We start from the raw sequence: 15,210 nt of genomic DNA on the forward strand, positions 1-15,210 counted from the left end.
CATTTGTACTAACACTTCGAAAATAAAAGCAATTAAAACTTCATCCCCTCTCCGCTCTCCAAACTCGATAGATGAATCTACCTTTTTCAAAATGTTTTTCCGTACAAACCGTAAACTCCCTCTCCTGGGCTAAAAAAAAAGAAAGAGCATACGCTATTTTATAATCTAGCGTTTCATACCCATCAAATACTCTTCCATGCATTTCATTCACAATTGAATCCGCCCACACTTCAGCCTCTCTCATCGTTTCAAAGATAACGTCTTCTCTTTTCCATCTCACCTTAAAAATCACTCCTTTCATTGACTTACATTAACAATTTATATATTATAAATTTAAATATATAGATATAAACAATGTGGAGGTCTATTATGCGACTAGTACTACCTATTCTATCTTTAATAGTAACGTGTATTCTTACATTCAACGCCCCAAGCTGGGATACAATTAAAACAGGTTGTTCAGATTTCGCCGAAGGATTCACACAAGGATTCTTCAACTAAAAATAGCGCTAGCCTCCTTATAGAAAGGTATGCTAGCGCTATATTTTTAGTTTTTAAAAATTATCTAATGCTTTTTCCATAATAGAAACTGATTTAAAAGGCGGCGTTACTGTTAAAGAACCCTTTACAACCGTTTCTCCTTTTTCATCATGAGCAGATACAAGCATATCAATTGTATGTTCCTCCTCAGAAACAGCCACTACTTCAAAGTGGATTTGTAACGTTTCATAATGGTGAACATGCTTCACGAACGTAAGGTCCTTTCTCGTAATATGACTACCTGGACCTGGTAAATATTTCGTAACTGCCGTTGTAATCATTCCAGTTAGCATAATGCTTGGTACAATCGGCTTTTCATACGGAGTTTGGGATGCGTAATCATGCTGAATATATAATGGATTGGCATCATTCGTTAACCCTAAGTACAATAACAAATCTTTATCCTCAATTTTTTCAGTGATAGATAATTTCTCTCCTACTGTAATTTCATCCATTTTACGACCAATTTGAACTTTTTTCTTTAACATGTTACAACCCCCTCCGATTTTTCCACCTTATTATCCTACTAAAAGCGATATCTGATCCGAAATTTACTATGATGAGGGCAATATATAGTATAAATCTACAGTTTCATTATAGGATATTACAAATGATAGCGTTTTCATATTATTTCAAAAAAACATTTGTATAAATAGTAGAAAAAGATTCGGGGCCCCGAATCTTTTTCTACTTCTATTTCATTATTAAACAAGAACTTTCATAACATTACGTACAGATTCTACAGAGCGATCTAACGCTTCTTTTTCATCTGCAAGAAGTTCTAATTCAATAATTTTTTCAATTCCGTTACCACCTAGAATTACTGGTACCCCTAAGTAAAGGTCGCTATAACCATATTCACCTTCAAGGTATGCAATAGCCGGTAATACACGGCGTTGATCTTTTAAGATTGCTTCTGTCATTTCAACTAAAGAAGCAGCTGGTGCGTAATATGCACTACCGTTTCCTAATAAGCCTACAATTTCGCCGCCACCTTTACGGGTACGTTCTACGATTGCTTCTAAACGCTCTTTCGGAATTAACGTTTCTAACGGAATGCCACCTGCATAAGAATAACGTACAAGAGGTACCATATCGTCGCCGTGTCCACCAAGAACAAATCCTGTAATATCTTTCACAGAAAGATTTAATTCTTGTGCGATGAATGTACGGAAACGAGCTGTATCTAATACGCCCGATTGACCGATAACACGCTCTTTCGGGAATCCCGCTTCTTTAAATACAGAATATGTCATTGCATCAACTGGATTTGTTAATACAACAATAATCGCATTTGGTGAATGTTTTGCAATGTCGCGCGTAATACTTTTCATAATTTTAGAGTTTGTTGCTACTAAGTCATCACGGCTCATACCAGGCTTACGCGCAATACCTGCTGTAATCACAACAACGTCAGAATCAGCAGTATCTGCGTAATCAGATGTTCCAATAATGTTAGCATCAAAACCTTGTACTGGGCTCGCTTCTAACATATCTAACGCTTTCCCTTTTGTTGGATTTTCCAGTTGTGGAATGTCCACTAATACAACATCTGCAAGTTCTTTTTGTGCTAATAAGAATGCTGTTGTTGCTCCTGTAAATCCTGCACCGATGACTGAAACTTTCTTGCGTTTGATTGTCATAATTTACCCCCCGCTTTAATTATGCGTTTTTGATTATCGCTACATCCATGTTTTTAATAAGTTCATTAGCGAACTCAGAACATTTCACTTCTGTTGCACCTTCCATTAAGCGTGCGAAATCATAAGTCACTACTTTTGAAGCAATTGTTTTCTCAACTGAAGCAGTTACTAATTTCGCAGCTTCGTTCCATCCTAAGTGCTCTAATAATAATACACCAGAAAGAAGAACTGAAGATGGGTTTACTTTATCTAAACCTGCATATTTTGGAGCTGTACCGTGCGTAGCTTCAAAGATAGCATGTCCAGTCACATAGTTAATGTTTGCACCAGGTGCAATACCAATTCCACCTACTTGTGCAGCAAGTGCATCAGAGATGTAGTCTCCGTTTAAGTTCATTGTTGCAACAACATCGAACTCACGTGGACGAGTTAAAATTTGTTGTAAGAAGATGTCTGCAATAGAATCTTTTACGATGATTTTTCCAGCCACTTCAGCGTCTGCCATCGCTTTATTCGCTGCATCTTTTCCATCTTTCTCAACGATACGATCATATTCAGCCCAAGTAAATACTTTGTCGCCGAATTCTTGTTCCGCCACTTCGTAACCCCAGTTTTTGAAAGCACCTTCTGTAAATTTCATAATGTTTCCTTTATGAACTAATGTAACAGAAGAGCGTTTTTCGTTAATTGCATATTGAATTGCAGCACGAACAAGACGCTTTGTCCCTTCTTCTGAGATTGGTTTAATACCAATACCAGATGTTTCTGGGAAGCGGATTTTATTCACACCCATTGCTTCTTTTAAGAAAGTAAGAACTTTTTCTGCTTCTGGAGATCCTTGCGCATATTCAATTCCAGCATAAATGTCTTCTGTATTTTCACGGAAAATAACCATATCAGTATCTTCCGGACGTTTTACAGGTGAAGGAACACCTTCAAAATAACGAACTGGACGTAGACATACATATAAATCTAATTCTTGACGAAGTGCTACGTTTAGAGAACGAATACCACCGCCAACTGGAGTTGTAAGTGGACCTTTAATCGCGATTAAATATTCACGAATTAAATTTAAAGTTTCTTCTGGTAACCACTCGCCTGTTTGGTTGAATGCTTTTTCCCCTGCAAGCACTTCTTTCCAAACGATTTTCTTCTCACCATCATAAGCTTTTTCAACTGCTGCTTCTAGTACACGAGATGCAGCTGCCCAAATATCAGGACCAATTCCATCTCCTTCAATAAATGGAATAATCGGATTGTTTGGTACATTCATAACACCATTAGTTACAGTAATTTTTTCACCTGTCGTCAATGTGATAACCCCCATGTTTGAAATTTCATATGTATGAAACTGAGGGAATAACCCCTCAGTTCAAACCGTTAGTCAAATTAAAATATTCTAATCATTACATCTTTCCGAAAAAATCAGACTTTTGAAAGCGTATTTTCACTATCAAAATAGTGTTATTCGCTTATCGTTGTGCAATCGGAACATACACTTGATGTGTTGGTCCATTATAATCAGCACGCGGACGGATTAAACGGTTATTTTCATATTGTTCTAGAATATGAGCTAACCAGCCTGACATACGGCTAATTGCAAAAATAGGTGTAAATAAGTCATGGTCAATTCCTAAACAATGGTATACAGAAGCTGAATAGAAATCAACATTTGGTGGAAGACCTTTTTCTTTTGTTACAATGTCTTCAATTTTGATAGACATATTATACCATTTCTCTTCTCCTAAAAGCACGCATAATCTCTTAGACATTTCGCGTAAATGTTTTGCACGTGGATCACCATGCTCATATACACGGTGGCCAAAGCCCATAATTTTCACTTTATTTTGAAGAGCATTATGAATATATGATTCTACATTTTCTTCTTCGCCAATTTCAGTTAACATCTTCATTACATTTTCATTTGCCCCGCCGTGAAGAGGACCTTTTAACGCACCGATTGCTGCTGTAATACCAGAATATACATCTGAAAGTGTAGCTACACAAACACGTGCAGTAAATGTAGAAGCGTTTAACTCATGATCTGCGTGAAGTACAAGCGCCTTATCAAAAGCTTCAATTTCAACTTCATTTGGCTCGCGATCATTTAACATGTACAAGAAGTTTGCAGCTAATGATAAATCATTTCTAGGCTCAACAACATCTAAGCCTTTACGGATTCTTGCGTAAGCAGCAACTAAAGTTCCCACTTGAGCCTGTAATTTAACCGCTTTCAAATAATTGGACTTTTCATCCATAATTTCAGCGCTCTCATCGTATAATGATAGCATGGAAATTGCAGTTCGTAAAACAGACATCGGATGTGCGATTTTTAAATCTACTTGTTTCAAATATGCTAAAATCTCACCTGGAACTTTATAGTATTCCGATACAATCTCCTTAAATTCCGCTAGTTCTTGCTCGTTAGGAAGCTTGCGATGCCATAATAAGTACACTACTTCTTCAAATGTAGCATTCTCAGCTAAATCATCAATATTATACCCAACATAAGTTAATGTATCATCAATAATAGAGCTCACAGATGATGTTGTTGCTACTACCCCTTCTAAACCTCGAATAACAGTCATGACATTCTCTCCTTTTCCTGAAAATTCTCCCAACCTTGCTCCTTATATCTATTTGCTCCCCTTTTGAATTATGAACGCCCGTTCACTCTTTAGGCAAGCAAAATGCACGATCATGCAAATTTGTTGCGATGTTCCCCTCTTATTGTCCATTGTTTACATGGAAAGCATGAGCGTGAATGTCTCCCCGAATCCTCACGCTCAAAACAACAAGTTAGTGAGGAAAATGAATTCCGAAGAGTTTTATGATAAAAACAACATAAAGCAATATCATTATAAAATTGTTTTATGTTGTTTTTATTTTATCTGGTGTAAAGTCTCTGCTGTTATGTAACTTTTCAAAGTTTCTAATCCTATTATAAACAATTATCTGACTTTTGTGAACAGAAAGAATTCAAAAATTTTATATTACTATAAAATTTTTTATTTAAACATCTGTATAATACTCATAACTGCATAGGCAATTCCAGCCCCAATTAATGGACCTACAGCGACCCCATTAAATAAAGCAACTGCTATAATTGTCCCGAAAACGAGTGCAGTTGTAATATGAGGATCTGTCGTTAATAATTGTACGCCACCTTTCGCTAACAGAGCAACTGCTACCCCTGAAGCTAAAGCAATCCATGCATAATACGATTTCGCCGCTTCCCCAAGTTGTTTAAAACCTATTTCCCCCGTTGCAATCGGTACGAGTACTGCTATTGTAATAACCGTAACACCTAGGTTAATCCCTTTCGTTTGTAGATAAGGGAAGACTTTATCTCCTAGAAACGTAAATTTCAATAGAAATAACACACCAATAGCTACAGTAAGCGATTGGTTTTTCGCAATAAGTCCTATAATAAGTAGTATGAATAAAAATAACGTTGACTGACTAATCATGTTTGCACTTCCTTTCTGAAAATAATGAACTCATTTCCAAACAAAAATACCTTTAAACCTATCGTTATACATGCTATATCGATGCCTATCCAACATGAATCACTTCATTTTTTATGCATTTTAAAATGAAAAACTGAGACTTTCACCATCCAAATGTAAGCATGTATACATTTTAAAAAACGGGCGTCTCTCCTTTCTTTTCTAATTAGAAACAGGTAAAATAAAAAGAAGAGAAAATGAAGTTTTTACCATATAGTAGAAGCATCAACACCAAGCTTTCACAGTCACTCACATACTGAAAAAGCAGGAAAAATCCATCATTCCACTATAACATAAAGTGAAACTTTAATCAGTGGGGCACACTCGTTATAAGTTGAACGAATTAGGATAATCCAAATTGGAATGGGAGGTATACATCTTTGAATCGAAACTTACTATATATGATATTGCGACTCATATTTGTCATTGTAGCTACGGTAGCCGGGTTCTATGCATTACTATATATGTCAGGACTTATCTATCCTTTTATTATCGCTTTCGCATTTGCTTATTTGATTAATCCTGTCGTCAATTTCCTTAATCAAAAACTACAATTTCCTCGCGCACTCGCAGTACTCGTTAGCTTAATTCTTGTATTTGGAGCTATCGTCGGACTCGTTACATACCTTGTAACAGAAGCAATATCTGCTACAACATACTTACTACAACTTGTTACAGTAAAATTTCCGGATATCGTTGCATTCGCTCAGCAGTTTGCACTTAATCATATTATGCCTCTCTATGATGATTTAATTTCTAAATTTAATCATCTTGGGGAACCACAGCGCTATACGATTACACAAAACATTCAAAACTTAGGAACTGAAGCAACGACGCAAATGAAAGAACTTTTAACCGCTATTATAAGCGGGTTAACAAATTTTATTAGTGCACTACCAACTACTTTAACTGTACTTGTTTTCGTTTTATTAGCCACTTTCTTCATTAGTTACGATTGGCATCGTCTTGCTCAGAAAGTAAGAAAGTTTTTGCCCAACCGTGTTCATGGCTATGGAAAAACTATTTTTGTGGATTTAAGAAAAGCTTTATTCGGTTTTGTTAAAGCACAACTTACACTCGTATCTATGACAACTGTTATTGTATTAATCGGACTTTTAATATTACGCGTACCATACGCCATTACTATCGCGATTATTACAGGAGTTGTAGATTTACTCCCGTATTTAGGAACAGGAGCTGTCTTCGTTCCTTGGGTTATATACGTATTTTTCACTGGCGACACTGCTTTCGCCATCGGTCTTCTCATTTTATACATCGTCGTGATTGTCCAAAGACAAATTATGGAGCCAAAGGTACTTTCATCTAATATCGGCCTTGATCCATTAGCAACACTGATTGCTCTATTTGTCGGCTTTAAGCTCTTCGGCTTCTTAGGATTAATCATCGGTCCAGTCACCTTAGTACTACTTAATACATTGCACAAAGCTCGTGTATTCCATGATTTGTGGAAATATATTAAAGGCTCACCTTCAAAATAATAGTTTCTAATTCATACACAACAAAAAACTTACATGTAATCAGTGGGAAATTCCCACTGATTATTCCTTGCACTTATTTTTCATACTCATTACATAAAACAAGAGAATTGCAATCAAAAAAGATAATTCTCTTGTTTTTTTGCATAAAAAACGCATATTTCGCGGTGTTTTTACATATTTATTCTATTAATTTTATAATTATTACTTACATTTATTGCTTTTTATGTAAATGAATAATTATACAAAATAGCGCAGAATGAGACTTAAACTGACCATTTCCCTGCTCTTATTTAACTTTTTTCGTTCCAATTCATTCTTTTACATACAAAAACAATCTTAAGTTTAGATCCCCGCTTTAAACACACTGATTAAGAGCTCATAACTCCCCAAATCACATATCCAATCGAAAAAATACACAACAAATACAATAAAGTGAAACTTTAATCAGTGGGGGGTTTCTTCATTCCCCGTCGATTATTAACCGTCACATTCGCCGCATGTTAAAACACATCTTTCGTTAACTGAACTTTAACCACCCTCTCATCCTTTTACAGACAAAAAAATAGTGCTTAGATCGCTATAATCTAAGCACTATTTCTGCACAATAATAGTTGAGTTTTTTCTAAACTTCCATTCCATCCACTTCATAACAAACGGCTTCAATAAAGCCCTTGTCATAGGGACAACAAAGATGAAACCTATTATATCCGTTACATATCCAGGAAGCACTAAAAGAATACCTCCTACAAAGATAAAAATACCATCTAAGACCGCTGCTCCTGGCATTTCTCCTCTATTCAACTTAGATTGAATCTCTCCAAGTACTTTAAACCCTTGTCTTTTCGCCAAATATACACCTACAACACCTGTAAATACGATCATAGCGAACGTAGACCACAAACCTATTACATGACTCGACCCAATTAAGACTGTAATCTCAATCGCCGGTATTAAAATAAACAAGAATAGTAACCACTTCATCGTTCTACACTCCTTTCATATATCATCACTTTAAACACCCTCACAACGTCCATATACACCATATAATAGCCAAATGTACTTTCCCATCAAACTTCATAATAAACAGCTTTTAAAAGCAATTTCAGACGTTTTAAGCTAGTTTCACCTCATTTTTGCGTAAAAAAAAGAGAAGGACTCCGATCCTTCTCTCCGTATTACTTATAGCACTTCCGCATGTCCATTATAAACAATTCCGCGTGCTGCATCAACTGTTACTTCTTGGCCATTTTTTAAAGTTGCTGTTACGCCGTTTACACCAACGATAACAGGAATACCGATTGATACACCTACAACAGCCGCATGGCTTGTTAGACCGCCTTCTTCTACAACTAGAGCAGCAGCTTTTTCGATTGCAGGGATCATATCTTTATCAGTGCTTGTTGTAACAAGGATATCACCTTCGTTTACATTCGCTACAGCTTCAGCAGCTGTTTTCGCTACAACTACTTTACCTTTTGCAGCTTTACGACCAATTCCTTGTCCTTTAGCAACTTCTTCACCAACAACGTGGATTTTCATTAAGTTTGTTGTACCAGTTTCAGCAACCGGAACACCAGCAGTGATTACTACAGTGTCTCCAAGTCCGATTAGACCTGCATCCATACCTGTTTGAATCGCTGTATCTAACATTTCGTCAGTAGAAGCTGCGCGCTTCTCAGCCATAAATGCTTGTACACCCCAAACAAGTGCAAGACGACGTCCTACTTGCTCGTCAGATGTTACAGCTACGATTGGAGATTTTGGACGGTATTTAGAGATCATTTTCGCAGTATATCCACTTTCTGTTGGAGCTACGATTGCAGCTACATCAAGAGCAAGTGCTGTATGCGCAACAGATTGGCTAATTGCATCTGTAATTGTTGGAGTGAACTCTTTAATACGTTTTTTGAACATATCTTCATATTGTAATGATTTTTCAACACGTACTGCAATGTTAGCCATCATTGTTACTGCTTCTACTGGGTATTGTCCAGCAGCTGTTTCACCTGAAAGCATGATTGCGTCTGTACCATCGAAAATTGCGTTAGCTACGTCACTTGCTTCCGCACGAGTTGGACGTGGGTTACGTTGCATAGAATCTAACATTTGTGTTGCAGTAATAACTGGTTTACCTAACACGTTACATTTTTTGATTAGACGTTTTTGTACTAATGGTACTTCTTCTGGTGGAATTTCTACACCCATGTCACCACGAGCTACCATTAAACCATCAGAAACTTCTAAGATTGAATCGATGTTGTCGATACCCTCTTGGTTTTCGATTTTTGGTACGATTTGGATATACTGAGCGTTATGCTCTTCTAATAATTCACGGATTTCTAATACGTCAGCTGCTTTACGTACGAATGAAGCTGCGATGAAATCAACTTTTTGCTCGATACCGAAGATGATATCTTTTACGTCTTTTTCAGTGATACCAGGAAGCTTAATGCTTACGTTTGGTACGTTAACACCTTTTTTATTTTTTACAGTTCCGCTGTTAAGAACTTTTGTACGGATGTTTCCGTCAGCTTTTTCGATTACTTCTAGTTCGATAAGACCGTCATCGATTAGAATGCGAGAACCTGGGTCTACATCGTCATAAAGACCAGCATAAGATACAGAGAACTTCTCTGCAGTACCTAATACTTGCTCAGTAGAAAGAACTACTTCTGCACCTGTTACAAGCTCAGCTTGTCCGTCTACGAAGTCGTGAGTACGGATTTCTGGACCTTTTGTATCAAGTAAGATACCAACTGTTTTACCAGTTTTCTTTGAAGCTTCACGAATGTTTTTAATACGAGCGCCGTGCTCTTCATGGCTACCATGAGAGAAGTTTAAACGAGCAACGTTCATACCTGCTTCGATTAATTGCTCTAATTTTTCAATACTTTCACTAGCAGGACCTATAGTACATACAATTTTAGTTTTACGCATATTGCACCTCCGAAAATTATGAAACCGTTCCCAAATATCCGACATTAAGCCGATTAGATGGATAATTCTTTAGATAATTGATACATATCTTTATCGATTGTATGCTTTTGAGCTAACGCTTCGATAATGTCATGATCAACAAGTTTGTTATCTTGAATACCTACACAACGTCCACCTTTACCAGCAATTAATAATTCAACTGCTCTTGCGCCAAGACGGCTTGCTAATACACGGTCTTGTGCACTTGGTGATCCACCACGTTGTACGTGACCTAATACAGTTACGCGAGTATCAAAGTTTGTTGCTTCTTCAATGTGCTTACCGATGTCAATTGCACTTCCAACACCTTCAGCTACAACGATAATACTGTGTTTTTTACCACGTTCACTACCACGCTTCAGACGAGCGATAACATCTTCCATGTCATACTCTTCTTCTGGAATTAAGATTGTTTCCGCACCATCAGCTAAACCAGCCCATAATGCGATATCACCAGCGTGACGTCCCATTACTTCGATAACATATGTACGTTCATGAGATGTAGCTGTGTCACGGATTTTATCAATTGCATCAATAACAGTGTTTAAAGCTGTATCGAAACCAATTGTGAAGTCTGTTCCAGGGATATCATTGTCAATTGTACCTGGTACACCAACACATGGGAATCCTTGTTCAGTTAATTTTTTAGCGCCTTGGTAAGAACCATCTCCACCAATAACAACAAGTCCTTCGATACCGTGTTTCTTTAATTGCTCGATACCTTTTAGTCGTACTTCTGGGTCTTTAAACTCAGGACATCTTGCTGTATATAATTTCGTACCACCGCGGTGGATAATATCGCCAACAGAACCTAATTCTAATTTTTCAATGTGACCAGAAATTAATCCAGCGTATCCATGGTAAATACCATATACTTCAATATCATGGAAAATCGCTTTACGAACAACTGCACGAATGGCAGCATTCATACCAGGTGAATCTCCACCACTTGTTAATACACCAATACGTTTCATTTGTACTCACCTCATAAAGATTATTTGCCTTATAATAAAATAACACGAAAAAATATAAAAATACAATGGAGAAGATGTGTCTTTTCATAATAAAAACGTGCATTCGCGAAGTGGAACGCACGCTTTTCTTATTTTATCCAAATGGAAGCGTTTGAAAACGAAACTTGCCCAATTTTCATATATTTTTCATAACGTTTTTCGATTAATTCATCTTTCGAAATTCCGTTTAATTGTTCAAAAGTTTTCCCTAGCATTAAATCTATATTTTCTGATTGTTTCAAAATATTACGGTGTGCTCCACCCTTTGTCTCTGGAATAATTTCGTCAATTACACCTAATTCTTTCAAATCTGCTGCTGTAATTCTCATCGCCTCTGCAGCTTCCTTTGCTTTTCCTGCATCTTTCCAAAGAATTGCCGCTGCACCCTCTGGCGTAATAACAGAATAAGTGGAATTTTCTAGCATATGAATGTAATCTCCTACTCCAAGACCTAGTGCACCACCACTACCACCTTCGCCGATAACGATACAAATAACAGGCACTGTTAATCCTGCCATTTCAAATAAATTGCGGGCGATAGCTTCACTTTGACCACGTTCTTCAGCAGCTTTACCAGGATAAGCTCCTTTTGTATCAATAAAACAAATAATTGGACGATTGAACTTTTCCGCCTGCTTCATTAAACGTAATGCTTTTCGATATCCTTCTGGGTGAGGCATCCCAAAATTACGGCGAATATTTTCTTTCGTATCTTTTCCGCGTTGATGCCCGATTACAGTTACAGGCATCCCTTTATACTTCGCAATGCCGCCGACAATCGCTGCATCATCGCCAAATAGACGATCTCCATGACATTCAAAAAAATCAGTAAATAAGTGCTCAATATAATCGAGCGTTGTCGGTCGTTCTGCATGACGAGCAATTTGAACACGGTCCCATACTTTCATATTGCCGTATATATCTTCCTCTAAATTTTCTAGCTTGTCTTCCAAAATACGAATCTCCTCACTGAAGTCCATTTGGCTGTTTTTCGTATAGTCTTTCAGTTCACGAATCTTATTTCTTAGCTCAACAACTGGTTTTTCAAATTCTAGCTCTGCCATACAGCCATTTCCCCTCCTTGATGAACTTCTAAAATCTTACGAAGCGATTCTCTCATATCATCACGATGTACCACCGCATCTAATTGACCATGTTCTAGTAAGAATTCTGCCGTTTGGAAATCTTCCGGTAGTTTCTCACGCACGGTTTGTTCAATTACACGTCTACCAGCAAATCCGATCAGCGCCCCTGGTTCTGCAAGATTATAATCACCAAGTGAAGCGAAACTCGCTGAAACCCCGCCCGTCGTTGGGTGAGTCATAACAGAAATAAATAATCCTCCTGCATTACTATGCTTTTTCAAAGCTACGCTTGTTTTTGCCATTTGCATTAAACTTAATATCCCTTCTTGCATACGGGCACCACCCGAAGCAGTAAAGATAATAAATGGAACTTGTAAGTCGTACGCCTTTTCAACTGCACGGGCAATTTTTTCTCCTACAACAGAGCCCATGCTCCCCATTCGAAAACGAGAATCCATTACTGCAACAACAACAAGCATGTCATCAATTGTTCCTTCACCAGTTACAACCGCTTCGTTCAATTCAGTCTTTTTACGATCGCTCTCTAGTTTCTCTTCATATCCTGGAAACTCGAGTGGATTTAATGAAACCATTTCTTTGTCATACTCACGGAATGACCCTTCGTCCAATATACTATCAAGACGTTCCCATGCATTCATAGGGTGATGATATCCACAATTCACACATACTTTTAAATTTTTTAGAAGCTCTTTCGTATACATGATTTTTTTACATTTCGGACATTTTGTCATAACGCCGTCTGGCACATCTTTTCGTACTTGTTCTGAAGGTATTGCAGCGTACTTTTTCTTTTTCACGAATAAATCTCTTAGCACAATTTGACCCCCTTCGTTGAGAGCTAAGGTTAGCGTAAGAAGAAAATTGGGCTAACACCAAAGTTTGATGTTAGCCTTATCTTCTCAATCTGTCTAATAACCTCACTCTTTACGTTTAACTTTAACCGCTACGCGATAGAATGTTTGTCATAACGTGTCATGGTCATTTCGACAAATTTTATACATTACGAGTGAAACTGTATATTCTCTACTAATTCATCGTAAATTTTTAGTGCATCATTTTCTTGTTTTTCTTCCAAAATAGCGTAAAGCTTTCTATACATATCAATAGAATCTCCTGAAACTTTACAAGAAAGAGTTGATACGTAATCATTTACGATCATCCAAATGCGATATAGTAAATAATTATCGACTTGTTCAATAAGTGTTTTAAAGAACGTTTGGTGAAGCATTGGAACTGAGTTTTCATTTCCTTCAAGCACTTGATGTAATTTACTTAGCACTTTAGAAAACGTTTCTTTCGGTAAATTACATACAATTCGAATCATATCTTTCTCAAGCAATCGTTTTGTTTGTAATAAATCACGAATTGTTTTCTCATCTTGCAGCAAGAACGGAGCAATCAATTGTACAAGACCGTTATCGTAAAAGTTTCGAATAAACGTCCCTTCACCACGTCTCGTTTCAATTAATCCTACAAGTTCTAAAGCCCGCAACGCTTCTCTTACAGAGGAACGTCCTACGTTTAAACGTGAACTTAACTCACGCTCAGACGGCAAACGATCCCCTGCTACCAATCCATCCTCTTCCATAATGGAACGGATTTTTTTTACAATTTCGAGATATACTTTTGTATTTGATGATGTCAATGGAAATTCCTCGCTTATTCTTTACCAATCAGCGCTAATTGTTTTGTTTTCTCAGCAACTTCATTTGGATCTACTTGACGGCGAGCTACTCCTGTCTCCATTGCAGCTTTCGCAACGTAAGCTGCTACTTGAGGCGCTACACGCGCGTCAAACGGTGCTGGAATGATATAGTCTGCATTTAACTCATCTTCTGCTACAAGCTCAGCAATAGCTTGTACAGCTGCCATCTTCATTTCTTCGTTAATTTGTGTCGCATGTACGTCAAGTGCACCGCGGAAAATACCAGGGAACGCTAGTACATTATTTACTTGGTTTGCGAAGTCAGAACGACCTGTTCCAACAACAGCTGCGCCCGCTGCTTTTGCCAATTCTGGCATAATTTCTGGAACTGGATTCGCCATTGCAAAAATAATCGCATCGTCATTCATTGTACGAACCATCTCTTCTGTTAATGCACCTTCTGCAGATACACCAATGAATACGTCCGCACCTTGTACAACATCAGCTAAAGAACCTTCAATACGATTCTTATTTGTATATTTTGCCACTTCATCCTTCACCGGATTCATACCTGTAGGACGACCTTCATAGATCGCGCCTTTACGGTCACACATAATAATGTCGCGTACGCCATAGCGATATAAAAGTTTAATAATTGCAATACCTGCTGCACCTGCGCCATTTGCGACAACTTTAATGTCAGACATTTTCTTTCCAACTAATTTTAGCGCGTTCACAAGACCTGCTACTGTTACGATAGCTGTTCCGTGTTGATCATCATGGAAGATAGGAATATTTGTTTCTTTTTTCAAACGTTCTTCAATAATGAAGCAGTTTGGTGCTGCGATATCCTCTAAGTTAACGCCGCCAAAAGTTGGCTCCATTAATTTTACAGTTTCAACAATTTTATCTACATCGTTTGTATTTAAGGCAATTGGGAATGCATCTACACCAGCAAAGCTCTTGAATAATACAGCTTTACCTTCCATTACTGGAAGAGATGCTTCAGGTCCGATGTTACCAAGACCAAGTACAGCCGTTCCATCAGTCACAACTGCTACCATATTTCCCTTCATCGTATATTCATATACCTTACTTTTATCGTCATAAATTTCTTTACAAGGTTCTGCAACCCCTGGAGAATATGCAAGACTTAAATCTTTTGCATTTTCTACTTTTACTTTTGATACAGTTTCTAATTTTCCTTGATGCACTTTATGCATGTGAAGTGCTTCTTCACGAAGTGTTGACAAACTATCCACTCTCCTCAAATTATTCT

15 protein-coding genes are annotated in these 15,210 nt (G+C 37.5%); 2 read left to right on the plus strand and 13 right to left on the minus strand.

Features of this window, described 5'->3' with window-relative positions; genetic code table 11:
* Window positions 1–40: 40 nt before the first annotated feature.
* The gene (locus MR079_RS05820; protein ID WP_088326046.1) at window positions 41–280 is read right to left on the minus strand and encodes a hypothetical protein; all 240 of its coding nucleotides are present in this window, start codon (window positions 278–280) and stop codon (window positions 41–43) included.
* Window positions 281–369: 89 nt separating this feature from the next.
* Between MR079_RS05820 and MR079_RS29205 the strand changes: the two genes are divergently transcribed.
* Window positions 370–501: a hypothetical protein gene (locus tag MR079_RS29205; RefSeq protein ID WP_001241581.1), complete on the plus strand. Its 132-nt coding sequence runs from the start codon at window positions 370–372 to the stop codon at window positions 499–501.
* A gap of 53 nt (window positions 502–554) precedes the next feature.
* Here MR079_RS29205 and MR079_RS05825 read toward each other — a convergent pair whose 3' ends face one another.
* From MR079_RS05825 to MR079_RS05845, 5 genes are all read right to left on the minus strand, one after another.
* Window positions 555–1,028, minus strand: coding sequence for a MaoC family dehydratase (locus MR079_RS05825; RefSeq protein ID WP_000914180.1), 474 nt, complete (start codon window positions 1,026–1,028; stop codon window positions 555–557).
* Window positions 1,029–1,244: 216 nt separating this feature from the next.
* A complete protein-coding gene (gene mdh, locus MR079_RS05830) occupies window positions 1,245–2,183 on the minus strand; it encodes a malate dehydrogenase (protein ID WP_000153232.1) in 939 nt (312 codons plus the stop codon).
* A gap of 19 nt (window positions 2,184–2,202) precedes the next feature.
* Window positions 2,203–3,495 (minus strand): NADP-dependent isocitrate dehydrogenase, encoded by a 1,293-nt coding sequence (icd, locus tag MR079_RS05835; protein WP_000206903.1) that lies wholly within the window; start codon window positions 3,493–3,495, stop codon window positions 2,203–2,205.
* 160 nt (window positions 3,496–3,655) lie between these two features.
* On the minus strand, window positions 3,656–4,804 hold the full coding sequence (gene citZ, locus MR079_RS05840; RefSeq protein ID WP_000503657.1) for a citrate synthase: 1,149 nt from the start codon (window positions 4,802–4,804) through the stop codon (window positions 3,656–3,658).
* Window positions 4,805–5,191: 387 nt separating this feature from the next.
* Complete coding sequence (locus tag MR079_RS05845) at window positions 5,192–5,653, minus strand: DUF441 domain-containing protein (RefSeq protein WP_000625507.1); 462 nt, start codon at window positions 5,651–5,653, stop codon at window positions 5,192–5,194.
* A 419-nt stretch (window positions 5,654–6,072) separates the two neighbouring features.
* Between MR079_RS05845 and ytvI the strand changes: the two genes are divergently transcribed.
* Window positions 6,073–7,191 (plus strand): sporulation integral membrane protein YtvI, encoded by a 1,119-nt coding sequence (ytvI, locus tag MR079_RS05850; RefSeq protein WP_001081377.1) that lies wholly within the window; start codon window positions 6,073–6,075, stop codon window positions 7,189–7,191.
* 591 nt (window positions 7,192–7,782) lie between these two features.
* Here ytvI and MR079_RS05855 read toward each other — a convergent pair.
* The 7 genes from MR079_RS05855 to ystJ form a co-directional block, all read right to left on the minus strand.
* Window positions 7,783–8,172, minus strand: a complete 390-nt coding sequence (locus MR079_RS05855) for an FxsA family protein (protein WP_000871625.1) — start codon at window positions 8,170–8,172, stop codon at window positions 7,783–7,785.
* A 198-nt stretch (window positions 8,173–8,370) separates the two neighbouring features.
* Window positions 8,371–10,128 (minus strand): pyruvate kinase, encoded by a 1,758-nt coding sequence (gene pyk, locus MR079_RS05860; RefSeq protein WP_001232664.1) that lies wholly within the window; start codon window positions 10,126–10,128, stop codon window positions 8,371–8,373.
* Between the two features lie 53 nt (window positions 10,129–10,181).
* Entirely contained in the window at window positions 10,182–11,141 is a 960-nt protein-coding gene (pfkA, locus tag MR079_RS05865) for a 6-phosphofructokinase (protein WP_000821163.1), read from the minus strand.
* A gap of 128 nt (window positions 11,142–11,269) precedes the next feature.
* Entirely contained in the window at window positions 11,270–12,244 is a 975-nt protein-coding gene (gene accA, locus MR079_RS05870) for an acetyl-CoA carboxylase carboxyl transferase subunit alpha (RefSeq protein WP_000818797.1), read from the minus strand.
* The gene (accD, locus tag MR079_RS05875; protein WP_000942865.1) at window positions 12,232–13,101 is read right to left on the minus strand and encodes an acetyl-CoA carboxylase, carboxyltransferase subunit beta; all 870 of its coding nucleotides are present in this window, start codon (window positions 13,099–13,101) and stop codon (window positions 12,232–12,234) included. The genes accA and accD overlap by 13 nt, the downstream gene beginning before the upstream one ends.
* Window positions 13,102–13,286: 185 nt before the next feature.
* Window positions 13,287–13,931, minus strand: coding sequence for a FadR/GntR family transcriptional regulator (locus MR079_RS05880; protein WP_000204442.1), 645 nt, complete (start codon window positions 13,929–13,931; stop codon window positions 13,287–13,289).
* A gap of 14 nt (window positions 13,932–13,945) precedes the next feature.
* Entirely contained in the window at window positions 13,946–15,154 is a 1,209-nt protein-coding gene (gene ystJ / locus MR079_RS05885; protein WP_011199012.1) for an NADP-dependent malic enzyme, read from the minus strand.
* Window positions 15,155–15,210 lie beyond the last annotated feature (56 nt).

Origin of the sequence: Bacillus cereus group sp. BfR-BA-01381, from assembly GCF_022663555.1 — a bacterium.
Classification (GTDB): Bacteria; Bacillota; Bacilli; order Bacillales; family Bacillaceae_G; genus Bacillus_A; species Bacillus_A pacificus.

Bases quoted from the DNA above. Each gene is read 5' to 3' on its own strand.
- MR079_RS29205 (WP_001241581.1), top strand. From the start codon at position 370: ATGCGACTAGTACTACCTATTCTATCTTTAATAGTAACGTGTATTCTT.
- pyk (WP_001232664.1), bottom strand. From the start codon at position 10,128: ATGCGTAAAACTAAAATTGTATGTACTATAGGTCCTGCTAGTGAAAGT.
- accA (WP_000818797.1), bottom strand. From the start codon at position 12,244: ATGGCAGAGCTAGAATTTGAAAAACCAGTTGTTGAGCTAAGAAATAAG.
- mdh (WP_000153232.1), bottom strand. From the start codon at position 2,183: ATGACAATCAAACGCAAGAAAGTTTCAGTCATCGGTGCAGGATTTACA.
- MR079_RS05845 (WP_000625507.1), bottom strand. From the start codon at position 5,653: ATGATTAGTCAGTCAACGTTATTTTTATTCATACTACTTATTATAGGA.
- pfkA (WP_000821163.1), bottom strand. From the start codon at position 11,141: ATGAAACGTATTGGTGTATTAACAAGTGGTGGAGATTCACCTGGTATG.
- MR079_RS05855 (WP_000871625.1), bottom strand. From the start codon at position 8,172: ATGAAGTGGTTACTATTCTTGTTTATTTTAATACCGGCGATTGAGATT.
- ystJ (WP_011199012.1), bottom strand. From the start codon at position 15,154: ATGCATAAAGTGCATCAAGGAAAATTAGAAACTGTATCAAAAGTAAAA.
- MR079_RS05825 (WP_000914180.1), bottom strand. From the start codon at position 1,028: ATGTTAAAGAAAAAAGTTCAAATTGGTCGTAAAATGGATGAAATTACA.